Raw genomic sequence first — 23,601 nt, 5'->3', positions numbered from 1 at the left:
CTTGGAGAAACAACGCCTTAGCGCCGAAATAGTTCGCTTTGGACAAACTGCGCCGCGAAAAAATTTTCATACTTTCGCGGCGCGGGATGGTTTTCCTACTGATCCAGGAAAGAACGCAGCTTGCGCGAGCGGCTGGGGTGCTTGAGCTTGCGCAGGGCCTTGGCCTCGATCTGGCGAATACGTTCGCGCGTGACCGAGAACTGCTGACCGACCTCCTCCAGCGTGTGATCGGTGTTCATGCCGATGCCAAAGCGCATACGCAGCACGCGCTCCTCGCGCGGGGTCAGCGAGGACAGAACGCGTGTCGTCGTTTCCTTGAGGTTGTCCTGAATGGCAGAATCGAGCGGCAGGACGGCGTTCTTATCCTCAATGAAATCGCCCAGCTGGCTGTCTTCCTCGTCGCCGATGGGCGTCTCAAGGCTGATCGGCTCCTTGGCGATCTTCATCACCTTGCGCACCTTTTCCAGCGGCATTTGCAGCTTTTCGGCCAGCTCTTCCGGCGTCGGCTCGCGGCCAATCTCGTGCAGCATCTGGCGCCCGGTGCGCACCAGCTTGTTGATGGTTTCGATCATGTGGACAGGGATACGGATGGTGCGCGCCTGATCGGCGATGCTGCGGGTGATGGCCTGACGGATCCACCATGTCGCATAGGTGCTGAACTTGTAGCCGCGGCGATACTCGAACTTGTCGACCGCCTTCATCAGACCGATATTGCCCTCCTGGATCAGGTCCAGGAATTGCAGGCCACGGTTGGTATATTTCTTGGCGATCGAGATGACCAGACGCAGGTTCGCCTCGACCATCTCCTTTTTGGCCAGTCGCGCTTCCTGCTCGCCCTTCTGGACCTGACCGACAATCCGGCGGAATTCGGAAATGTCGAGGCCGACATACTGACCCACCTGCGCCATTTCAGAGCGCAGTTCCGTCACCTTGTCGTTCGAGCGTTCGATCAGCATCTGCCAGCCACGCCCGGATTTCTGTGCCATGTCGTCCAGCCAGTTCGGATCCAGCTCGCGGCCGCGATATTCATCGATGAATTCGCGCCGGTTGATGCGGGCCTGGTCGGCCAGCTTCACCATGGCGCCATCGATCATCATGATGCGCTGGTTGATACCGTATAGCTGGTCAATCAGCGCCTCGATGCGGTTGTTGTGCAGGTGCAGCGAATTGACCAGAACGACGATCTCGCTGCGCAGGACCTGATATGTGTCCTCCTGCTTGGACGAAAACGTGCCGTCCTCGTTCAGAGTGGCGGAAATGCGGCTATCCTGCATCTCGGCCAGCTTGAGGTAATCGTCGGCGATATGGTCGAGCGTTTCCAGAACGGACGGCTTCAGCGCCGCCTCCATCGCGGCAAGGCTCATGTTGGCCTGATCGTCCTCGTCATCGTCGTCATCGTCGGCGATCGGGTTGCCGTCGGCGTCCAGCTCGGGCTTGGACTCGTCCTTGGCGGACGTGGGCGCACCGGCCACGTTGGCGGCGTCGACGACGGATTCGCCCTCGCCCTCCAGCTGATTGCCGAATGTCGTCTCAAGGTCGATCACGTCGCGCAGCAGAATGTCCTCGGTGACCAATTCGTCGCGCCAGATGGTGATCGCCTGAAATGTCAGCGGGCTTTCGCACAGGCCCGCGATCATCGTGTTGCGCCCGGCCTCGATCCGTTTGGCGATGGCGATCTCGCCCTCGCGGGACAGCAATTCGACGCTGCCCATCTCGCGCAGGTACATGCGCACCGGATCGTCGGTGCGATCCAGCTTTTCCTCCTTGCCCGAGCCCAGAGTGATTTCGCCCCGGCGGCCGACCTCGGCCACGGCGGTGCCGCGCTGCTCTTCTTCCTCGACCTCGTCGTTTTCAATGATGTTGATGCCCATTTCGGACAGCATCGACATCACATCCTCGATCTGCTCCGAACTGACCTGATCGGGCGGCAACACTTTGTTCAGCTGGTCGTAGGTGATGAAACCCTTCTCGCGCGCCTCCGAGATCATCTTCTTGATGGCGGCCTGGCTCATGTCCAGCGACATCTCGGCGTCCTGATCGTCGGGCTTCTGGTCGTCGGTGTCTTTGGCGGCCATGTAAGTCTCCTGAATGACGGGCGAGTGATTCGCTGATCTCGAATCATCCCTACGCAGAAGTGATTCGCAACCCGTTTACCTGTTTTTGTTTACCCGGACCTCACCAAAATCCATTTATCGGCGTGGCTTCGAGAATGAAATCTTGTCCAGCAGCGCATCAAACTGCTCGCGTTCACCGCGATTGATTCGCGCTCCGTTATCGGCGAGGTCGTATTCGGCCCGATCTTCGTGCTCGCTGCGCACGGCGCGGTTGCGGGCCTCGGCGGCCTGCCCCAGGCGCCAGGTCATGGCCTCATCCGCGACGCCCAGCATATCTTCGGCGGCGTCTACAATCTCGGCCCGCAGGCCTTGGGTCGCTGCAATTTTGGCCAGCTCCTCGGCCACGGTCATCTGCGCCAGCGCGGCGTCGCCCGGATGGCGCACCGGTGGCGTTAACGCGACGTGGGGTAGCGACAGCAGCTTTTCAAGGGCGTGCCCCCCCATCGTGGCGGTTATCGCATCGCGCAACGCATCAGCGCCGTTCGGGCCATGGCCCGCAATCAGATCGCGCATTTGGGCATGGTCCGGGTCGAAACAATCCAACCGCTCCAGCGCCGCCTCGAAATCAGTCAGAATGGCAGGGGTCGAAATGAAGGCCGCCAGAATGACCGCCTCGCGCATCTGATCATGCTGGCGTGCGTCGGACCGGGCAAGCGGCGATGATTTGGTACTGGCACGCGCTGATTGATCGGGTTTCACCCAGCGCCCCTTGCCCGAACCGCCACCGGCAGGGCGGGCCTGCCCGCCCCCGCGCGGCCGGAAAAGCTGCCAGCGCAGGTCCTTGATCGCCTGCCCGTAATGGCCGCGAATGGACGGATCAGCGATCCGGCCGATCGCCGCGCGCAAGGATTTATCCAGCGCGGCGCGACGTTCCGGGCTGTCAAAATCGCGCCCCTCGGTTTCGCGTTGCCACAGCAACTGGACCATGGGCTGCGCGCCCTCGATCAATGCCTGCACCGCCCCCGCCCCTTGGGCGCGCAGGATATCATCGGGATCCTGCCCCTCGGGCATCAGCGCGAAACGCAGGCCTTTGCCCGCCTCCAGCAGCGGCAGCGCCAGATCGATCACCCGCTGCGCCGCAGCCAGCCCCGCGCGGTCTCCGTCCAGCGCCATGACCGGCTCGTCCACCGCGCGCCACATCAGTTGCAGCTGCGTTTCCGTCACCGCCGTGCCCAGCGGCGCGACCGCGCCCTGAAATCCGGCCTGCGCCAGCGCAATCACGTCCATGTACCCTTCGGCCACGATCAGGGGCTGGCCCTTGCCGGCCGCTTCGCGCGCGGGGGCATAATTGTATAGCGTGCGGGATTTGTCGAAAAGCTCGGTCTCGGGCGAGTTCAGATATTTGGCATTATCGTTCGGGTCCATCGCCCGCCCGCCAAAGGCAATGACGCGGCCGCGCGCGTCATGAATGGGAAACATGATCCGGCCGCGAAACACGTCATAAGGCGTACCGCCCTTCTGAGACGGGCGCGCAAGGCCGCAGCCAAGGATCAGATCGGCGGCGACATTCTTGCCCGTCAGATGATCCCAAAGGCCCTGCCACGCCTGCGGCGCAAAGCCGATGCCGAACCGTTCCTGCGTCGCCTCATCAAGCCCGCGCCGCGCCAGATACGCACGCGCATCCGCCCCGGCGCCGGTTTTCAGCATCAGGCGAAAATGCTGCTGGGCCTGGTCCATGACCTCAGCCAGTTGCGTGCGGCGATCCGACTTGGCCTGCGCCTGCGGGTCACGTTCGGGCATCTGCATGCCCGCCTCGGCGGCCAGAATGCGGACCGCTTCCATGAAGTCCACGTTTTCGCTCTCGCGAACAAAGCTGATGGCGTCCCCTTTGGCATGACAGCCAAAGCAGTAGTAGAATCCCTTGCGGTCATCGACATGAAAGCTGGCGGATTTTTCCTGATGGAACGGGCATGGCGCCCACATATCGCCCTTCCCCTGGTTCGACTTGCGATTATCCCACATCACCTTGCGCCCGACCACTTGGGTCAGCGACGTGCGCGTGCGCAATTCTTCGAGGAAACCGGGAGGCAAGGACATGGGTGCAATATGGGCCGAGTCGCGCCCGGCGCCAAGGGCAACCGCCGCGACAGACCGCGTTTAGGGGATGTCGTTGAAAAACTCGTTGGTTTTGGCGGCATGCCCGAGATTAATGGTCTGATTTTTCGCGTTAAATTATGGCAATGCCGCCATTCTACGGTGCGGCTGGCACCATCGGCTTGAGCTTGGCCAATTTCCGGAGATTTTGGCCGATGGCTGCGAGGGTGAACTCATCTTGGACGCCGCATGGCCCTCGCAATCGCAGGCGTGTCAACCCGAGGATGCGTTTGAGATGGGCGAAGAGCGTCTCGACCTTTTTTCGCCGCCTCTGAGTGGTGGGATTGAAATCGGAGGCTGTGCACAGCCGCGCAAAATCTCTGACGATTTCGTATTCTTCTCGGTTGATGTAGCGCGTAACGGTGTTAGGGCAGCATTTGGGCTTCGATGGGCAAGCCTGACAATCGAGTTTCAGGCTGCGATACTGACGTCGACCAGGTTTGGGTTGGTGTCTTTTCGGATCAGCGTAATTTCGACGGGTGTGACGAAGCTCTTTCCCTTCCGGGCAAATGTATAGATCATTGTCTTCGTCCCAGGGGAAGTCGGACCGCGACCAGGTGCCATCCTTGCGCTTTGAGTGATCAAAGACAGGGATGAACGGAAGGATTTTCCGTTTGAGCGTTAGCCAAACGGGATTGTCAGAAGACCCGTAAGCCGTATCCGCCGCCACCCAATCCGGCTTCAGGCCAAAGCGGTCTTCGGTGCGATCAATCAGTTTGCGCATCGCGCCCACCTCTGCCTGCCGGGGCGACCTGCTGGCCTCCACATGGACGATGATCCCGTGATCTGTGTCGATCAGGTAATTATCAGAATAGGTAAAGAATGCAGGCTCTTTTCGGGCAGCAGTCCATTGGCTGGCTGGGTCAGCGCGGGCGGTGAACTTAGGCTTTACCTCGCTAGCCGCACCAAAGGCTGCGTCTTCAAGAACGTCGAGGCATTCACGCACCGCCCTCAGTGCATCTGCTGCTTTGACCTCCCGAGCCGCCCAGTCGTGTGGGTTGCTGGAGTTCTGCTTCTGGACATCCGCGAAGATCAAACTGGCGCCGACAGCGAAGCCTTCGCCACCAACAAGGCTCTCTTCTCTACAGCGCGCAACGATCGTCTCGAAAACATGGCGCAGCAGGTCACTCTCGCGGAAACGACCATGGCGGTTCTTCGAAAAAGTAGAATGATCTGGAATGCGGTCCGCCAGATCGAGATGCCGATCAATCAACCGCAGCAGATGACCTTTCGGGACATGATCTTACAGCGAGAAATCGTAGAACAGCGCCGCTTGCGCTTCCTGCTTCGGTCCTATCATCGCTAACCCTCCCGCTCAATACAGGATTTGAATCAGCGACCTGCCTACGGATCAAGGAATAGTTCTTCAACAAAATCAGTGCAGCTTAATGTTTCGCGGCAGTGCAGCGATCAACCGCTTAGCCCGCCTGCTGGAGGCAAGCCGCCTTGAAGGCGGCGGCAGCCTCCCCCGTCAGCTGATCGGATGGCAGGGTGTAGACCCAGTCGACCAGCGGCTGGATCGCGGGAACGAACCGCGCGTCGAGATCGCCCGCCGTAAGCGCGGCAATCGTGTCAGCCTGCGCACTGCCCTTTGCGCGCAGCGCGACAGCATCGTCGACGATACCAGAGGTGACTGCACAATTTTTGGCGGCGCTGTCCGCAGCCAGCGTGGGCGCAGCGGTCAGGATCAAAAGGGCTACAAGCGGAGAGCGGAACATATCGGCCTTTCGGGTCAGTGAAACTGCGCCGTGCCTAGCAGCGCAGATGCATCTTGAACATCCAGTTTGCTGTCTGACGTGTAGGTTGCGCAGGTTTCTGCGCAACAAATGCATTTGCAAGCGATCCGCGGCTATGCGGTCGAAAACCGAGACTTTCCGGAGCCGGAATTCAAATGAATCCCGGCATCCCGTTCTCGGTCAGGGTCACAGACCCAAGGCGCGATAGCTGGCCGCGACTTTGCCGATTGATACCAGATAGGCCGCCGTGCGCAGGTCCGTCACCTCATCATGCCCATGCCAGACATCGCGCATCGACTGGTAGGCCGCGCGCATCGTGTCGTCCAGACCCGAGCGTACCAGCTCCAGCTCGCCCGCACCGCGCAGGTAGCGCTGCTTGAAGTCAGGGCTGAGCGTCCAGCCCAGATTCTTGTCGCCGCTCAGGCGCTCCAACTCGTCCACGACCAACTGGTGGCGCGACTCTTCCTGACGGCGCCCCATGCGGCCAAAGCGGATATGGCCAAGGTTCTTTACCCACTCGAAATAGGATACCGTCACGCCGCCCGCGTTGGCGAACATGTCCGGGATGATGACGCAGCCCTTTTCACGCAGGATCTGGTCGGCGCCGGCAGTGACGGGACCATTCGCCGCCTCGATGATCAAGGCCGCGCTGATATTGGCGGCGTTCGACATGTTGATCACGGCCTCCATCGCGGCCGGGATCAGGATATCGCACTCCTTTTCCAGCACCTTTGCGCCATCGGTGACATACTCGGCGCCCGGAAAACCCTTGACGCCGTTATGCTTGGCGATCCAGTTGCGGACCTCTTCGACGTGCAGACCCTTGTCGCTGATCAGCGCGCCATCACGCTCGACGATGGCGGTGATGATGCAACCATCCTCTTCGGACAGGAATTTAGCTGCGTGATAGCCCACGTTGCCAAGGCCCTGAACCACGACACGCTTGCCATCCAGCCCGCCGCTGAGGTTTGCCATCTTGACGTCATCGGGATGGCGGAAAAACTCCTGAAGCGCATATTGCACGCCCCGCCCGGTTGCCTCGGTCCTGCCCTGAATACCGCCCGCGTTGATCGGCTTGCCGGTGACGCAGGCGCGCCCGCTGATATCGGTGGTGTTCATGCGCCTGTACTGGTCGGCAATCCAAGCCATTTCACGCTCACCCGTGCCCATGTCGGGGGCCGGAACGTTTTGGCTGGGGTGGATCAGATCACGTTTGATCAGCTCGTAGGCAAAGCGGCGCGTGATCCGCTCAAGCTCATTTTCGTCCCACTCGCGGGGATCAATGCGCAGGCCACCTTTCGAGCCGCCGAACGGCGCCTCGACCAGCGCACATTTGTAGGTCATCAGCGCCGCCAGCGCCTCGACCTCGTCCTGGTTTACGCCCATGGCAAAGCGAATGCCGCCCTTGACCGGCTCCAAATGTTCCGAATGAACGCTTCGGTACCCGGTGAATGTATGGATCTGGCCGCGCAGGCGCACGCCAAAGCGCACGGTGTAGGTGGCGTTGCAGACGCGGATCTTCTCTTCCAGTCCCGGCTCAAGATCCATCAGGGAGACCGCCCGATTAAACATCAGGTCTACGGAATCGCGGAAACTCGGTTCTTTTACGGCAGTCATCGCCATCCTCCATCGCGCGGCGGGCATAGGCCGACCACTTCTATTTATGATGTAATTGCAAATACATCGTTAAACCTTGTGGCGTTTTTGTCCAGCCAAGCCTGCCAAGCCCACCAGCTGCCGCGACACCGCGCCAGGCTGTCGCGGGTACGACGACACTGCAACAAAACGCGTTTAACTATTGGGATCACTTCTTAATTTCCGTCATCATACTGCGTTCAAGGTCCGAATTCGGCCACGGTGGTCGACCATAGAACCCGTGACAAAAACCTGACCGACACCACCGTTTCCGGCATCGTGAGGTATCATCGTGGAGTATCACAGTGGCGCGCACGAGGTCGAAATCAGCCCCCCCGGCGCGGGCGGCACACGTCTGGGCCGGGCCGTCATGACGGCCAAATCCTAACCCCGGACGCGTTCCGCAACGATGATGCAAAATGCCCGAAGAAGGACTGGAGATGCATCTACGAATCCGCTCTGGCATCTGCCTACGACTTCTATGATCCGGGCAGGCCAGTACCTGAACTACAACAAAGACCGGACGATCCCGGCGTCAGGATTCGACTGGCCGCCTGACGATCTGGACGGGTTTCAATCCAGCAAACCGCTGAGCCGGGAAGTAGCCCAGAGTATATCAAACTGGCGTGACAACGACGCGCTTCGCTCCTATTTCTAAACATTCAGCTCGGCAAGTTTTGCTCCATTTCAGAAACTGCTCCGGCGCTCTCGTGCATCCCGGCGCCTCTCACCGCCGCGCAGCCACCTCTGCGCCCCGCTCCTCGGGCTCGGTATCCACCAGCCGATCCGGAAATCCCGGCGCGGTGATATCGAGGCCGGTCGCTTCCTCCAGCCGCTCGATGAGGCGGTCCGATTGCGCGCGCTCTCCGAAACGGCGCTGGCCGTCGGTCAGGATGTCGATGATCAGCGGTGATATCTCCAGCGGGACGTCGTGCAGATCGGCCAGTTTTTGGAACAGGCCGACATCCTTCTGGACCAGATCCAACGTGAAATTGACGTCACGCGCCCCCGACAGGATCAACTGGCTTTCTGTTTCGTGCACAAAGGAATTGCCCGACGAAATCGCGATCGCGTCGAATGTGGTGCCCAGATCCGCCCCCGCCGCCTTCATGACGGTCAGCGCCTCGCACAGGGTCAGCAGGTTGGCGGTGGCCAGATAGTTCGTCATCACCTTCAGCACCGATGCGCTGCCCAGATCGCCAGTGTGCAGAATCTTGCGCCCCATGACCGTAAGCAACGGCAGGACACGCTCGAATGTGGGGCGATCGCAGCCCGCATAGATACTGATATTGCCGGTATCGGCGCGATGACAGCCGCCCGACACCGGACAATCGGCGACAGCGGCGCCCTGCGCCATGACCTCGGCCCCGAGGCGCTGGACCTCGGCGGCGTCGGTCGTCGACATCTCGATCCATGTCTTGCCGGGGCCCATATGCGTCAGCATTTGCGCAACGACGGCGGCGCTTGCGGCGGGGCTGGGCAGGCAGGTGATGACGGTGTCGCAATCCTGCATCATCTGCGCGGGATCGCCGCCATCCTCGGCGCCTCGGGCTACGAAGCCCGCGACCAGATCCGCGTCCAGATCGTGCACCATGAGCGGCACACCGCCGCGCAGCAGGCTCCCTGCCAGCTTGCCGCCGACATTGCCCAATCCGATAAACCCGGTTTTCATGCGTCCCTCCTGTTGTCCTCACGTGGGGCAGCCTCGCCCGCGCCACCTGCGCCGTCTGGACAAAAAGCGACATCCCAGGCACGAATTGCCGCCGTATCGATGCAAACGCGCGCCGCGCTTGCCCATGACCGGCGAAAAGTGGCATCAAGCGCGCAGCACGTCACGCAAACCACCGGATGGCCCGCATGCGCCACAGCTTCGCCCTTGCCCTTATCGCTGCCCTCGGGGCGGGCAGTCTGCTGCCGGGTTGCGCACAATTTCCCCAGTTGGACGCCACCCTGACAGACCAGTCGCGCCGCGCGCCCTATCCCGATCTGGTCCCGCTCAGCGGATTGCAGGCGCGCATCAACGACACGGACACGAACGCGGGCGCGGCGCCTGCCATCGAGGCCCGTATCGCCCGGCTGAAATCACGCGCCGCACGCCTGCGCGGCACGGTGATCGATAGCGACACGCGCACGCGGATGCAGGCCGGGGTACGGGCCGGCGTGCAGCAATAACGCCGCCGCGCAGTTGCCAAAACCCGCGTTGCACCCTCGGCGCTTTGCCTGTAGATCGCCAGTGAACGTCCAGACCCAGCCCTACAGCCCGGAGACAGCCCCATGAACGACCCCTTGCGCCTTGGCATCGCCGGACTGGGTACCGTCGGCACCGGCGTCGTGCGCATCATCCGCCAGAAGGCAAGCCTGCTGGCGGAACGGGCCGGGCGCCCCGTCACGATCAGCGCCGTTTCGGCACGTTCGCGCGGCAAGAAACGCGGCGTTCCCCTGGAGGATTACGCGTGGGAGGATGACCCGGTCGCCTTGGCGCAACGCGATGACGTCGACGTTTTCGTCGAACTGATGGGGGGCCATAACGGCCCGGCCAAGGCCGCGACCGAGGCCGCGATTGCAGCGGGCAAGGATGTCGTGACAGCCAACAAGGCGCTGCTGGCCCATCACGGCCACGCTCTGGCGCTGACGGCCGAGGCTGCGGGCCGCGTCATCCGCTTTGAGGCGGCCGTCGCCGGCGGCATCCCCGTCATCAAGGCCCTGACCGAGGGGCTGGCCGGCAACGACATGACCCGCGTCATGGGCGTGATGAACGGCACCTGCAACTATATCCTGACACGGATGCAATCAGCCGGCCTGCCTTACGCGGATGTCTTTCAGGAGGCGTCCGATCTGGGCTATCTGGAGGCCGATCCGCAGCTGGACGTGGGCGGCATTGATGCCGCGCACAAGCTGTCGCTGCTGGCCGCCATCGCCTTTGGCACGCAGGTCGATTTCGGCTCGGTCCAGATGGAGGGAATCGGGGCGATCGCGATCGAGGATATCAACCACGCCGCCGACATGGGCTACCGGATCAAGCTGCTGGGCGTCGCGCAGATGACAGGCCGTGGGCTGGAGCAGCGCATGACGCCCTGTCTGGTGCCGGCCACCAGCCCACTGGGACAACTGGATGGCGGGACCAACATGGTCGTGCTGGAGGGGGACAATGTCGAGCAGATCGTGCTGCGCGGCCCCGGTGCCGGCATGGGCCCCACCGCAAGCGCCGTGATGGGCGACGTCATGGATATCGCGCGCGGCTTTCGGCTGCCCGTCTTCGGGCGCCCTGCAACCGGATTGAAACAGGCCCAGCCCGCACAGGGCGGCACACCTGCACCTTACTATCTGCGCATGTCGCTCACCGATAAGCCCGGCGCGCTGGCCAAGGTGGCGACGGCACTGGGCGATGCCGGAATTTCGATCGACCGCATGCGCCAATACGACCATGACGGCCCCGACGCGCCAGTGCTGATCGTCACGCACAAGGCAAGCCGCGCCGATCTGGACCGCGCACTGGCTGCGATGCCCGCCCTCGGCGTCGTGACCGACACCCCTATCGCCCTGCGCATCGAAACCGCCTGAAGCATTCCCTTGTGCGGCCTGCCGCCTGCCGATAAATCTGACCTTACTCTTGTCCCAACCCGTTTTCCCGCAAAAGGATCTTGCAATGACCGATACCGCCGACTTCAACGACCGCATGCTGTCGCTCGGACTGGCCCGCGTCTCCGAGGCGGCCGCACTGGCCTGTGCTGACCTGATCGGGCGCGGCGATGAAAAGGCAGCGGACCAGATGGCCGTCAACGCCATGCGCGAGCAGCTGAACAAGCTGGCGATCAAGGGCGTAGTCGTCATCGGCGAGGGCGAGCGCGACGAGGCGCCGATGCTGTTCATCGGCGAAGAGGTCGGCACCGGCGACGGCCCCGGCGTGGATATCGCGCTGGACCCGCTGGAGGGCACGACCCTGACCGCCAAGGCGATGCCAAACGCGCTGACCGTGATTTCGATGGCGCAGCGCGGCAGCCTGCTGCACGCGCCGGACGTCTATATGGAAAAACTGGCCATCGGCCCGGGCTATGACAAGAACGTCGTCGCGCTGGACATGTCGCCGCGCGAACGGGTTCAGGCATTGGCCAAGGCCAAGGGCTGCAAGCCGTCCGAAGTGACCGTCTGCATCCTTGAGCGTCCCCGCCACCAGGAAATGATCGAAGAAGTACGCGCCACCGGCGCCGCCGTCTATCTGATCCCCGACGGCGACGTCGCCGGAGTCATCCACTGCGCCGAGGCCGAACTGACCGGCATCGACATGTATATGGGGTCCGGCGGGGCGCCCGAGGGCGTGTTGGCCGCATCCGCGCTGAAATGCATGGGGGGCCAGATCTGGGGCCGCTTGCTGTTCCGCAACGATGACGAGAAGGGCCGCGCGGCCAAGGCCGGCATCACAGACCTGAACCGGATCTATGCGCGCGACGACATGGTAACGGGCGACGTGATCTTTGCCGCCACCGGCGTCACCGACGGATCGCTGGTCAAGGGCGTCAAGCGCCGCCAGACCTATGTCGAAACCGAAACCGTGCTGATGCGCTCGAAAACCGGCTCATTGCGCCGGATGACGTACCGCAACCCGGTGAAGTGACCAAAGGTCAGCTCCGCCGGGCTACCCTGCGCCCACAAGGCCGGGCACCGCTGATCCCTGCTGAGAATACCCGCAGATATAGAAGGCGCGCCGATTTGACCGACGCGCTTTTTTGCGTGGCTCATCAAGAAAACCCAAGCACTGCATCGACAAATCATGTTTCACCAATTCCGACCTGTCGCATAGGGTCCGCCTGATCCACGGGAAAGGGCGCAAAATGACAGTTGAAACAATCGACACGGTCGTCGTAGGCGGCGGACAGGCAGGCATCGCGATGAGCGAGCATCTGACCAGCCACGCCATCCCCCATATCGTCCTTGAGCGTCATCGCATCGCCGAGCGCTGGCGCTCGGAGCGGTGGGATTCGCTGGTTGCCAACGGCCCCGCATGGCACGACCGCTTTCCCGGTCTGAAATTCGACGATCTCGATCCCGACGCCTTTGCCCCGAAGGAGAGGGTGGCAGATTACTTTGTCCAATATGCCGAAAAGATTGGCGCGCCCGTCCGTACCGGTGTCGAAGTGAACAGCGTCACGCGTCTGGACGGACGCCCCGGCTTTCGCGTGGAAACATCCCGAGGCGTGATAGAGGCCCGCAATATCGTCGCTGCGACCGGCCCGTTCCAGAAACCCGTTATTCCGCAAATCGTGCCCGAAGACGCGGACATTTTCCAGATCCACTCGAACCGGTATCGCAACCCCGAACAGCTGCCCGAAGGCGCGGTTCTGGTGGTCGGCGCAGGCGCATCAGGCGCCCAGATCGGGGCCGAGCTGATGCGCACCGGACGCCGGGTCTATCTGGCCGCCGGGCCGCATGATCGCCCGCCACGCAGCTACCGGGGCCGCGATTTCTGCTGGTGGCTGGGTGTCCTGGGCAAATGGGATCTGGCCGCGCCTGCCCCCGGCACCGAGCATGTCAGCATCGCCGTCAGCGGCGCCAATGGCGGTGAGACCGTCGATTTCCGCGCCCTTGCGCGCGAGGGCCTGACACTGGTCGGCCGCGCCGAGAGATATGCAAACGGCATACTTTACTTCGGCGCGGGCCTTGTGCAGAGCATCCGCCACGGCGATGCCAATTACCTTTCGGTCCTTGACGAGGCAGACGCCTATATCGCCCGCAACGGTCTGGACCTCCCCGAAGAGCCGGAGGCACGCGATTTCGGGTCCGAACCCGAGTGCCTGACCGCGCCGATCCGCGCGCTGGATCTGGCCGATGCCGGGATCACGTCGATCATCTGGGCGACCGGCTATGCGCTGGATTACAGCTGGCTGGACGTAGACGCCTTTGACGAGATGGGCCGCCCGGCGCATCAACGCGGCAAATCAACGGAACCCGGCGTCTATTTTCTGGGCCTGCCATGGCAATCACGGCGCGGATCGTCATTTATCTGGGGTGTCTGGCACGATGCACGGCACGTCGCCGATTCGATCGCCACCCAGCGCAGCTATCTGGAGTATCACGCCCAGGCCGAGGCACGCAGCGCCTGAGGTGGCGGCAATTCTTCGGGACATTCGCGCGCACGCGCGGTAATCGGCGTGTCATGAGTATTTTTGGAACATTGAAAGCCGGGCGCGCATGACTGCCTTCCTGGATGTCGAGGCGTCACTGACCGGGCGGCGCTGGATCGGGCCGACATCTGCGCTGGACCGTGCCGCCGAGGCGATGGCGCAGGAAACGGGACTGCCCTACCCGGTCTGTCTGGTGCTGGCGCGTCGCGGGGTCGCGCCCGAGGGCGCCGAAGGATATCTGGCGCCCGCGCTGCGCGACCTGCTGCCAGATCCCCGCTCGCTGTTGGATATGGAAAAGGCGGCATCACGGTTTCTGACAGCTGTGGAGCGGCGCGAGCGCATCGCGATCTTTGCCGATTACGATGTCGACGGCGGCACCAGCGCCGCGCTGCTGATCGACTGGCTGCGCCAAATGGGACGCGGGGCAACGCTCTATGTGCCCGACCGGATCGACGAAGGCTATGGCCCGAATGACGAGGCTATGGCAGCGCTGGCCGCGGCGCATGATCTGATCATCTGCGTCGATTGCGGCACGCTGAGCCACGGGCCGGTGGCCGCCGCCAAGGGGGCCGATGTCGTCATCCTCGACCACCACCTCGGCGGCGAGACATTGCCGGGCGCGCTCGCTGTGGTAAACCCGAACCGCCAGGATGAAAGCGGCGATCTGGCGCATCTTTGTGCTGCCGCTGTCGTGTTCCTGATGCTGGTCGAGACGGGCCGCCAACTGCGCGAGGCGGGACGCAAGGGGCCGGATTTGATGGCGATGCTGGATCTGGTGGCGCTGGCGACGGTGGCCGACGTGGCGCCACTGATCGGGGTCAACCGCGCCTTTGTGCGGCAGGGCCTGCGCGTCATGGCCCGGCGCGACCGTCCGGGGCTGGTGGCGCTGGCCGATGTGGCGCGCATGGACAGCGCCCCGGCGGCCTATCACCTTGGCTTTCTCATGGGACCGCGCATCAACGCCGGCGGGCGCATCGGGCGCGCCGATCTGGGCGCGCGGCTGCTGGCCTGTGATAATCCGCACGAGGCGCAGGCGATGGCCCAACGACTGGACCAGTTGAACGGCGAGCGGCGCGAGATCGAGGCAGGCGTGCAGGCCGCCGCCATGGCGCAGGCCGAGGCACGCGGACTGGACGCGCCGCTGGTCTGGGCGGCGAGCGACGGCTGGCACCCTGGCGTTGTTGGCATCGTCGCCAGCCGCCTGAAGGAAGCGGCGAATCGCCCCGCCATCGTGATCGGCTTTGACGGCGATATCGGCAAGGGATCCGGCCGCTCGATCACGGGTGTCGATCTGGGCGCCGCGATCCAGCGTCTAGCCGCCGAAGGCCTGCTGATGAAGGGCGGCGGGCACAAGATGGCCGCCGGTCTGACAGTGGCGCGCGATCTGCTGGAGCCCGCGATGGCACGTCTGTCCGAACTGCTGGCGAAACAGGGCGCCGGGACGGGTGGCGCGGCCGATCTGGCGCTGGACGGGTTGCTGATGCCGGGCGCCGCCACCCCCGATCTGATCACGCAGCTGGACGCCGTCGGCCCCTTCGGCGCCGGGGCCGCCGCACCACGCCATGTCTTTGCCCAGATGCAGATCACTTTTGCCAAGCGGGTCGGGGAACGCCACCTCAAGATCCGCTTTGGCGACGGCACCGGCCCGCAGCTGGACGCCATCGCCTTCGGCGCCTTTGATGGTCCTATAGGCGCCGCGCTGGAAGGGCATGGCGGCAAGCGTTTCCACTTGGCCGGGCGGTTGGAATTGAACGTCTGGCGCGGCCGCCAGAGCGCGCAACTGCGCCTCGAGGATGCCGCGCCGGCGTGACCGCGCCCGCCACCGGGACACCTCTCGAAGTTTTCCACGCGCCAAGTGCGAAAGATGTAAAAATCCCCTTGCGCAGGCCGCCAGATTTGCCTAGGAACCGCCACACAGCGCATGGCCCGTTCGTCTATCGGTTAGGACGCCAGGTTTTCAACCTGGAAAGAGGGGTTCGATTCCCCTACGGGCTGCCACTTCTATGTATAGCCTTGTTATTCCTCACCGTTCTTAGGATTGACGTCCGACCGGTTAGCAAGGTTTATTCCGCTTTCGTGCGATCCAACCGTGCTATTCCACTGGCATCGACTAGCGAGCGATTTGCTTTGTTCGCGTATTTTGCCGTCTATTTCCCATCCTCACGGGCGAGGTATGCTGCGTTTCTACATTCACTCGCACTGTGATGTGCGAAACGCGTGGCACCAGATTTTCCGAGCCATGGATGTTTGCCCCATGCCCCGCCACACCTGCCACTACCGCCCGGTCCCTGAGCCAATTTCCGAAAGTGGTCGCCTTTCAGATCAAGCCGCCAGCCCCCCTGCATAGACCGACACCTTTAGACCGATCTCGACGATCCTCTCCCGTGTCACGCCGGTGGTCACCGCCGCCCGAACGTGGAATTCCAACTGGTCAGGGGCAGCGCCCGTTGCGGACAACATGGCGACGTCAGCATTTCGCGGATTCGCAAGCCGATCCCCTCGCGACCTACGATATCCGCGATATGTGAACCCCAAAAGCAGCTGGGCTGCATCGGTTGAGAAGGCGCCAAGGTTGGTCTCCACATGGGTGGGCGCGCCCGATTCCAGGCTTTACAGAAGGGTCATGACGATCGTCAGCGATTTGGCGCCCCTGCTCATGCGTCCACTCCCTTCATGCCTTCGTCGGTATAGCGCGCCCCGGCGACCGGAAGGGTCGCCAGACCCTGATTGATCTCCTGAAGCTCTGCGCCACTGAGGGTCACGTCCACGGCACCAGCATTGTCGCGCAAATATCTGATCCGCTTTGTGCCGGGGATAGGAACGATGTCGTCGCCCTGCGCCAGAAGCCAAGCCAGCGAGAGTTGGGCCGGTGTGCAGCCCTTTCGCGTGGCGATCCGGCTTACGAGGTCGGCGATACGACGGTTGGAGGCCACGGCCTCTGCTTGGAATCGAGGTAACAATGCACGGAAATCACCATCCTCGAAGTCCGTCTTATCCTGAAAACGCCCGGTCAGAAAGCCGCGCCCGAGAGGGGAATAGGGTACGAAGCCGATATTCAATTCGCGGCAAGCGGGCAGAACTTCGGCCTCGACCCCGCGCGACCACAGGGAATATTCCGTCTGCACAGCCGTGACCGGATGCACCGCATGGGCGCGGCGCAGCGTCTCGGCGCTGACTTCGCATAAGCCGATCCGGTTGATCTTGCCTTCCTCGACAAGGCGCGAGAGACCACCCATGGTCTCCTCGATGCTCTGATCCCGGTTGATCCGATGGACATAGTAGAGATCAATCCGCTCCACACCGAGGCGTTTCAGCGACCCCTCGCAGGCCGACCGTGCGTATTTCGGTCCGTTGTCTAGGCTGCGCAGGTATTCTCCTGGCGCACGGACGATCCCGAACTTGGTGGCGATTTTCATCGGGGTTTTGGTCTGCGTCAAAAACGTGCCGATAAGATCTTCGTTGTGGTGCGGCCCATACATGTCTGCAGTGTCGAGAAAATCGATCCCCAGATGGGCCGCCTCATGCAACACCTGCATCGACTTCTCGTCGTCGCGGGGACCGTAGAACTCGCTCATGCCCATACAGCCCAGACCGATGGCCGAGACCTCGAAACCTTTCGTCAACGTCCTGCGTTTCATGGTGTTCTCCTTTTACTGATTGTCTTGTTTTCCGGTGCAATAGATGGCATTTTCGGATATCGAAAAACACAGTCAAAACTGGCAAGGAGATTTCCGAAATCGGAAATAGGCTCATCAACGACTTCATCTGGGACGACATTCGCGCCTTCCTGGCCGTGGCGCGCACCGGCACGCTGAGCGGTGCGGCCGGGAATATGGGTGTGGGCCTTGCCACCGTCTCGCGTCGGATCGAGCGACTGGAAGCGGCGGTCGCCCAACCGCTTTTCCTGCGCCAGCAATCAGGCTACCGGTTGACCGAAGACGGCACGGCCCTGGTGGAACGGGCCGAGGAGATGGAAGCGGCCGCCCTGTCGCTCACGTCGGGGCTGCGACAGGATGCAGAGGTTTCGGGCACCGTGCGGCTAGCCACGGCGGAAAACCTCGCGACCGGCCTGATCATGCCGGAACTTGCGCGGCTCCGGCAGGAATATCCGCGACTGACGCTGGAGATCGTGACCGACATCGCCACTGTCAACCTGCACCGTCGCGATGCCGATATCGCACTCAGGATGGTGAAGCCCGAGCGCGGGAACGTCTCGCTGCAACGGCTGGGGACCTTGGGCTTCGGTCTCTATGGGGCCCCCGGCTATATCGCGGGGCGAGGCCAAGCGGCGGATACCGGGAACTTCGATAGCGACGACTTCATCGGCTGGTCAGGGGCCCATGCAAATCTGCCCGCGGCTCAATGGATAGAACGCATACTGAGAGGCCGCGCCGCCGCGATCACAACCACTTCGCTCGGCTCGCAGCTCGTAGCCTGCGTCAGCGGCCTCGGGCTCGCTCTCCTGCCGCATTTCCTCGCCCGGCCAAGGGGTCTCGTATGCCTCGATGCGGATCTCGGGATCGATCAGTCGATCTGGCTCGTAACTCAATCCGACCTCGCCCAGTCCCGCCGCATATATGCGGTTGCCGATTTCCTCCGTGATCTGGTCAGGCGGCACGCAGCGGCATTGAATGGATGAGAGTTGACTGACGGAAAGCGCGCCTGATGTTCAAGTTTCAGGGGGGGATGGAGTGATCGCATGATACCCACCGCGCCCAGCTTCTTGTCCCGCCAGCTTTCTGACGCTCGCCAACCCGATTTCCCTCTCAACGCAACTTGCGCGAAATTTGCGTAAAGGGTTGTCACCTTCTGACTGACAGGCATGGCCTGTGCAAATCGGGAACGCCTGCAAGATACAGGTGTTTTGTCCTGTTTTGGTTGGGTTATCGCATCATGCTATGTCAGTATATGGTGCGGTCGAGAAGACTCGAACTTCCACGGGTTTAACCCCACAGCGACCTCAACGCTGCGCGTCTACCATTCCGCCACGACCGCACATGATCAGGTAGGTCCGCGCCGTATAAGCAAACTGGTGGCGCTTGTGAAGGGGCAAAACACATCGCCCCTTCGGTTTGTCATGTCAAAATCTCCGGCTCAGTCGAGCTTGAAGGTCGGCAAGGTCGAAGCTGGTTGAACCGTCTCCGGCTTACCCGTGGTATTTGCACCATGAGAGGGGAACGCCGCCTTGCGAATAAGGCCTGTGCGCCCTTCGTTGCCGGGGGCAAAGACCGGCTCCGCGCCCCGTTCGACCGCCTCGACCGCGCCTTGATACCACGCCAGCGCAAGGTCCGGGCGTCGCGTCGTGCCAAAACCCTCGTTCAGGTGATGACCCATCACTTCGGAATAGACTTCCTCGCCAACCGCCGTCAGCAACAACGCAGAGCCAAGCGCGACATCCATGTTGTCGATCCGGTACCCGACCGACAAACAGATCTTGGCCGTACCCGCCAGTTGTGCGGGCGATTGCCCTGATTCAAGCACGAATTCACGCACTTCGCCTATGACCTTGTCCTTGGGGCTGAGCGACAGTGCCGCCACGTATTCGCGCATCGCCGGGCCAAAGGCACGGCACTGTTCCTCCAGTTGCGCAGACGTCACCCCCTTGAGGCTCGTGGCCATGCTCTCGCCCTCGGCAATCGCATAGGTCCGCGCCAGACAGAATTGTTCGTTCAGCGCAAAGCGTGGATCAGTCAATGACGCTTCGGTCACGAAACCGCCGTTGGAATTGGTCAGAAGGCTGATCTGATTGCAATGCGAGGCAAGCGATGGGCCATCCCCGCCCGAGGCCATCAGATTGGGCAACGCCGCCAGCCCGACTTCAGGCTTTTCCGCCTCTGGCTTTTGCGGAACCGCCGCCATTACGGGCGATTGCGCCTTCGGGGCAGGTGCAGGAGTCGCGGCATAGGTCTGTGGCGCACCCACGACCTCGTCGCGATAGGCAAGCAGCAAACCGCGCGTGCCCTGCCCGCGCTGTGCAATCAATTGCGCGGTCGCCGCGCCGCTGCTTTGCGCACGGTAATAGGAACTGATCAGGAACTGGCGTTCGTAATCGGCCAGATAGCCGGTCGCCGGATAGCCCATATACGCCTGAAACTGAGACGCCGCACTGCGCGTATTGCGCCCGCGTACCCCATCCGGCGTACCAGCGGGAAAGCCGAAATAGTTGAGCGAGGTCTGCTCCTCGCGCACCTGCTGGCGTTCAACCGAATTGACCGGGGCGCGATAGGTCTTGCGCGGGGCAGCCCGCGTTGTCGTCGTGCGTCTGCGCTCACGCGACTTGGCACTTTCGTTCACGATAATCCCGCTCACCGCACCACCGACGAGCCCCCCCACCAAACCATCGGCGAAATCCGCTACCGCGCGCGTACCCGGCATTACGACCATGCTGGCCGCTACGGCGCTCATGACAAATCGCTTTGTAAACATCCTTCATCTCCCCTAATCAGGTGCAGCCACCTTTTTATCCATTATAGCACAATTCTCTCCTCACCTTTGCACAGAGTCGAGCCTTGCCCCTCACACTACCCTTCGAAATTGATGAAAACGGCGTTGAATGGCACTGCTCAGAGGGGCTATCGCCCTATTTATCCGCTATTGCGGCGATGGAAGAGCGGGTGGACCGAATCGCCTCGGGCGACGCCTCCGAGGCGATCTGGCTGCTGGAGCATCCGCCGCTGTATACCGCCGGCACCTCGGCGCGGCCCGAGGATCTGACCGATCCGCACCGCTTTCCGGTGCATGAGGCGCGGCGCGGGGGGCAGTATACCTATCACGGTCCGGGACAGCGTGTCGTTTATGTCATGCTGGATGTAGGGCGGCGCGGGCGTGATGTGCGCGCCTTCGTGCAGCAGCTCGAGGCGTGGGTGATCGCGGTGCTGGGCGACTTCAACGTGACCGGCGAACTGCGCGACGGCCGCGTGGGTGTTTGGGTTCAGCGTCACGACAAGCCGTTGACGCCAGCGGGCCTGCCGCCCGAGGAAAAGATCGCAGCCATCGGGATTCGACTGCGCAAATGGATCAGCTTTCACGGCATCTCGATCAACGTCGAGCCGGATCTGGAGCATTTCAGCGGCATCGTGCCCTGCGGTCTTGCCGAACATGGCGTGACCAGTCTGGTCGATCTGGGCCTGCCCGTCATGATGACGGATGTGGACGTCGCGCTGCGCCGTCGCTTTGACGAAGTATTCCAGAGCGCCGGATAATGCCGCGCCATCCCGAATAGACCCCGTCGCTAAAAACTGGCCCGCGATCCCGTGCCGGGATCGCGGGCCTTAACGCTTTGACCGTTTAGCCACCACTCAGAAGGGACGGGAACGGTGGATATCGGCCGTGGCAGCGCTAGAGTGGGACTGGATCATTCGGTCCTTGCAGCATCGTCGCCGGGATGACGCGCGTCTTTAACCAGCAACTCGTCGCCGTTGCTGCAGTGCTCCATCACCGCCGCGACCATCTCGTCGCCGCGCGCCATGTCCTGCTGACCTTCCTGGCCCGAGTCACTGTTGGCCTCAACCGTGTCGCTGGTGCTCATCTCGACGTCGACCCCTTCTTCGGTGCCGTCTGCGCCTCTGGCTTCGTCATGGGCCTGATCAAGGCCGCCATCGGGCCCTTGCATCATTGCGGCCTCCATCTGACCGTCAGCGTCGAGCGCATTGAAATCGCCGCATGTCATATCGTCCTGCGCAAAGGCCGCAGTCGACATAACGGTGCTCACACCCAGAATCGCGGTGGCGGCGGTCAGTTTGCGAAAATTAATCATGTATTCCTCCAACTAAAAGACACCCTCCTGCGTAGCGCAAGTTTATAGCGTCGTTCGGGGCATCAACACGACGCTACGACGATTGGTTCCCGGCAGTCTATTTTTTTCTCACCTCTTGCCCCCAGCCGACCCTCATGTGCAGTACCATAGCCTTGTCCGGTCTGAACGCATCGCCTCCCGGTCGGCGCGGCGCTCCATCTGTTTCGTGCAGCGCGCGCGTGCCTGTTTGTGCAGAGCGCAAGGGGGATGTGACAAATTATTTTGGCCAGACCGCACTCTGACATTGCCCGAAGGTGGTTGGCAGACTAAAACGCAGGATTAGACATCCCGTGTGCGCGCAGACCTGCGACAGGCGCATGGACCCATACCAGCAGGAGGCGCCCAATGGCAGATGCAGCCATTCATGGCCACGACCACCACGACGAACGAGGGTTCTTTACCCGGTGGTTCATGTCCACGAACCACAAGGATATCGGTATCCTTTATCTGATCGTGTCGGCATTTGTCGGCCTGATCTCGGTCCTTTTCACCGTCTACATGCGGTTGGAGCTTATGGAGCCGGGCGTTCAGTACATGTGCCTCGAAGGCGCACGTTTCATCGCCGACAGCACCGCCGCCTGCACGCCAAACGGGCATCTGTGGAACGTGATGATCACGTATCACGGTGTCCTTATGATGTTCTTCGTGGTGATTCCCGCGCTTTTTGGCGGGTTTGGCAACTACATCATGCCGCTTCAGATTGGCGCGCCGGACATGGCGTTCCCGCGGATGAACAACCTGTCGTTCTGGCTGTATGTGGCCGGTACATCGCTGGGTGTCGCATCGCTGCTGTCGCCGGGTGGGAACGGGCAGACCGGATCGGGAATCGGATGGGTGCTCTATCCGCCGCTGTCGACCAGCGAGATGGGCATTTCCACTGACCTCGCGATCTTTGCCGTTCACGTGTCGGGCGCCAGTTCGATCCTGGGGGCGATCAACATGATCACGACTTTCCTGAACATGCGCGCGCCGGGCATGACCCTGTTCAAGGTTCCGCTGTTCGCGTGGTCTATCTTTGTCACCGCATGGATGATCCTGCTGGCGCTGCCGGTTCTGGCGGGCGCTATCACGATGCTGCTGACCGACCGGAACTTTGGCACGACGTTCTTCGATCCGGCGGGCGGGGGCGATCCGATCCTCTACCAGCACATCCTGTGGTTCTTTGGCCACCCCGAGGTGTACATCATCATCCTGCCCGGCTTCGGCATCATCAGCCACGTCATCGCCACGTTCAGCCGCAAGCCGATCTTCGGCTACCTGCCGATGGTCTGGGCGTTGATCGCCATTGGCGCGCTGGGCTTTGTCGTCTGGGCGCACCACATGTACACCGTGGGTATGTCGTTGACGCAGCAGAGCTACTTCATGCTGGCGACAATGGTGATCGCCGTGCCCACGGGGGTGAAGGTGTTCAGCTGGATCGCGACGATGTGGGGCGGCTCGATCGAGTTCAAGACGCCGATGCTCTGGGCGTTCGGGTTCCTGTTCCTGTTCACCGTGGGCGGTGTGACCGGCGTGGTGCTGGCACAGGCCGGCATCGACCGTGCCTATCACGACACCTACTACGTCGTGGCGCATTTCCACTACGTGATGAGCCTTGGCGCCGTCTTTGCCATCTTTGCGGGGATCTACTTCTACTTCCCCAAGATGACCGGCAAGATGTATCCCGAATGGGCGGGCAAGCTGCACTTCTACGCGATGTTCATCGGGGCCAACCTGACATTCTTCCCGCAGCACTTCCTGGGCCGTCAGGGCATGCCGCGCCGCTATATCGACTACCCCGAGGCGTTCGCGCCGTGGAACTGGTGGTCGTCCATGGGTGCGTTCCTGTCCTTCGCCAGCTTCGTGTTCTTCTTCGGCATCATGGCCTGGTCGCTGCTGCGCGGCCGCCCCAGCCCACAGGCGAACCCGTGGAACGAATATGCGGACACGCTGGAATGGACCCTGCCCAGCCCCCCGCCCGAACACACGTTCGAGCAGCTTCCCAAGCGCGAAGACTGGGACAAGGGCCACGCGCACTAAGGCGCCGGATGATGTGAAATAGAGGAACGGCCCCGGAGTGATCCGGAGCCATTCCGAGTTGTAGGACACGGGCGACAGGAAACTGTCGC

At 62.2% G+C, this 23,601-nt stretch carries 17 protein-coding genes, 2 tRNA genes and 1 pseudogene; 9 read left to right on the top strand and 11 right to left on the bottom strand.

Annotation, left to right across the window (positions count from 1 at the left end; genetic code table 11):
- Positions 1-95: 95 nt before the first annotated feature.
- From rpoD to FGD77_RS10485, 6 genes and pseudogenes are all read right to left on the bottom strand, one after another.
- Positions 96-2,075, bottom strand: coding sequence for an RNA polymerase sigma factor RpoD (rpoD, locus tag FGD77_RS10510; RefSeq protein ID WP_255009297.1), 1,980 nt, complete (start codon positions 2,073-2,075; stop codon positions 96-98).
- Positions 2,076-2,189: 114 nt separating this feature from the next.
- Complete coding sequence (dnaG, locus tag FGD77_RS10505) at positions 2,190-4,151, bottom strand: DNA primase (protein ID WP_255009293.1); 1,962 nt, start codon at positions 4,149-4,151, stop codon at positions 2,190-2,192.
- Between the two features lie 154 nt (positions 4,152-4,305).
- Positions 4,306-5,508: pseudogene (locus FGD77_RS10500) on the bottom strand (transposase).
- A gap of 118 nt (positions 5,509-5,626) precedes the next feature.
- Positions 5,627-5,926 (bottom strand): hypothetical protein, encoded by a 300-nt coding sequence (locus FGD77_RS10495; RefSeq protein ID WP_255009290.1) that lies wholly within the window; start codon positions 5,924-5,926, stop codon positions 5,627-5,629.
- Between the two features lie 204 nt (positions 5,927-6,130).
- A complete protein-coding gene (locus FGD77_RS10490) occupies positions 6,131-7,561 on the bottom strand; it encodes a Glu/Leu/Phe/Val dehydrogenase (RefSeq protein ID WP_255009288.1) in 1,431 nt (476 codons plus the stop codon).
- A 745-nt stretch (positions 7,562-8,306) separates the two neighbouring features.
- Positions 8,307-9,251 (bottom strand): NAD(P)-dependent oxidoreductase, encoded by a 945-nt coding sequence (locus FGD77_RS10485; protein ID WP_255009285.1) that lies wholly within the window; start codon positions 9,249-9,251, stop codon positions 8,307-8,309.
- Between the two features lie 185 nt (positions 9,252-9,436).
- Here FGD77_RS10485 and FGD77_RS10480 point away from each other — a divergent pair, with 185 nt between their 5' ends.
- From FGD77_RS10480 to FGD77_RS10455, 6 genes are all read left to right on the top strand, one after another.
- Positions 9,437-9,751, top strand: coding sequence for a hypothetical protein (locus tag FGD77_RS10480; protein WP_255009283.1), 315 nt, complete (start codon positions 9,437-9,439; stop codon positions 9,749-9,751).
- Between the two features lie 102 nt (positions 9,752-9,853).
- Positions 9,854-11,140: a homoserine dehydrogenase gene (locus FGD77_RS10475; protein WP_255009282.1), complete on the top strand. Its 1,287-nt coding sequence runs from the start codon at positions 9,854-9,856 to the stop codon at positions 11,138-11,140.
- An 85-nt stretch (positions 11,141-11,225) separates the two neighbouring features.
- The gene (glpX, locus tag FGD77_RS10470; protein ID WP_255009281.1) at positions 11,226-12,191 is read left to right on the top strand and encodes a class II fructose-bisphosphatase; all 966 of its coding nucleotides are present in this window, start codon (positions 11,226-11,228) and stop codon (positions 12,189-12,191) included.
- A 217-nt stretch (positions 12,192-12,408) separates the two neighbouring features.
- Positions 12,409-13,677, top strand: coding sequence for an NAD(P)/FAD-dependent oxidoreductase (locus FGD77_RS10465; protein ID WP_255009280.1), 1,269 nt, complete (start codon positions 12,409-12,411; stop codon positions 13,675-13,677).
- A gap of 88 nt (positions 13,678-13,765) precedes the next feature.
- A complete protein-coding gene (gene recJ / locus FGD77_RS10460; RefSeq protein ID WP_255009279.1) occupies positions 13,766-15,508 on the top strand; it encodes a single-stranded-DNA-specific exonuclease RecJ in 1,743 nt (580 codons plus the stop codon).
- A gap of 113 nt (positions 15,509-15,621) precedes the next feature.
- Positions 15,622-15,696 (top strand) — tRNA-Glu (locus tag FGD77_RS10455).
- A 324-nt stretch (positions 15,697-16,020) separates the two neighbouring features.
- Here the strand turns inward: FGD77_RS10455 and FGD77_RS10450 are convergent.
- Both FGD77_RS10450 and FGD77_RS10445 read right to left on the bottom strand, forming a co-directional pair.
- Complete coding sequence (locus FGD77_RS10450) at positions 16,021-16,158, bottom strand: carboxymuconolactone decarboxylase family protein (RefSeq protein WP_255009278.1); 138 nt, start codon at positions 16,156-16,158, stop codon at positions 16,021-16,023.
- Between the two features lie 194 nt (positions 16,159-16,352).
- Entirely contained in the window at positions 16,353-17,336 is a 984-nt protein-coding gene (locus FGD77_RS10445; protein WP_255009275.1) for an aldo/keto reductase, read from the bottom strand.
- Between the two features lie 155 nt (positions 17,337-17,491).
- On the opposite strand from FGD77_RS10445, the gene FGD77_RS10440 reads away from it, so the two are divergent.
- Positions 17,492-18,337 carry a LysR family transcriptional regulator gene (locus FGD77_RS10440; RefSeq protein WP_255009273.1) on the top strand — a complete coding sequence of 282 codons (846 nt, stop codon included), beginning with the start codon at positions 17,492-17,494 and terminating at the stop codon, positions 18,335-18,337.
- Positions 18,338-18,607: 270 nt separating this feature from the next.
- Here the strand turns inward: FGD77_RS10440 and FGD77_RS10435 are convergent.
- Together FGD77_RS10435 and FGD77_RS10430 are read right to left on the bottom strand one after the other, a co-directional pair.
- Positions 18,608-18,693: transfer RNA gene (locus FGD77_RS10435), tRNA-Leu, on the bottom strand.
- Positions 18,694-18,792: 99 nt separating this feature from the next.
- On the bottom strand, positions 18,793-20,103 hold the full coding sequence (locus tag FGD77_RS10430; protein WP_255009271.1) for a peptidoglycan-binding protein: 1,311 nt from the start codon (positions 20,101-20,103) through the stop codon (positions 18,793-18,795).
- 104 nt (positions 20,104-20,207) lie between these two features.
- On the opposite strand from FGD77_RS10430, the gene lipB reads away from it, so the two are divergent.
- Positions 20,208-20,900, top strand: a complete 693-nt coding sequence (gene lipB / locus FGD77_RS10425) for a lipoyl(octanoyl) transferase LipB (protein WP_255009268.1) — start codon at positions 20,208-20,210, stop codon at positions 20,898-20,900.
- Positions 20,901-21,052: 152 nt separating this feature from the next.
- Here lipB and FGD77_RS10420 read toward each other — a convergent pair whose 3' ends face one another.
- On the bottom strand, positions 21,053-21,454 hold the full coding sequence (locus FGD77_RS10420) for a hypothetical protein (protein ID WP_255009266.1): 402 nt from the start codon (positions 21,452-21,454) through the stop codon (positions 21,053-21,055).
- Between the two features lie 384 nt (positions 21,455-21,838).
- Between FGD77_RS10420 and ctaD the strand changes: the two genes are divergently transcribed.
- Positions 21,839-23,512 carry a cytochrome c oxidase subunit I gene (gene ctaD, locus FGD77_RS10415; protein ID WP_255009264.1) on the top strand — a complete coding sequence of 558 codons (1,674 nt, stop codon included), beginning with the start codon at positions 21,839-21,841 and terminating at the stop codon, positions 23,510-23,512.
- The last annotated feature ends 89 nt before the right edge of the window (positions 23,513-23,601 follow it).

The organism is Roseovarius sp. M141 (assembly GCF_024355225.1).
GTDB lineage: Bacteria > Pseudomonadota > Alphaproteobacteria > Rhodobacterales > Rhodobacteraceae > Roseovarius.
This window is presented reverse-complemented; position numbering and strand designations above follow the sequence as displayed.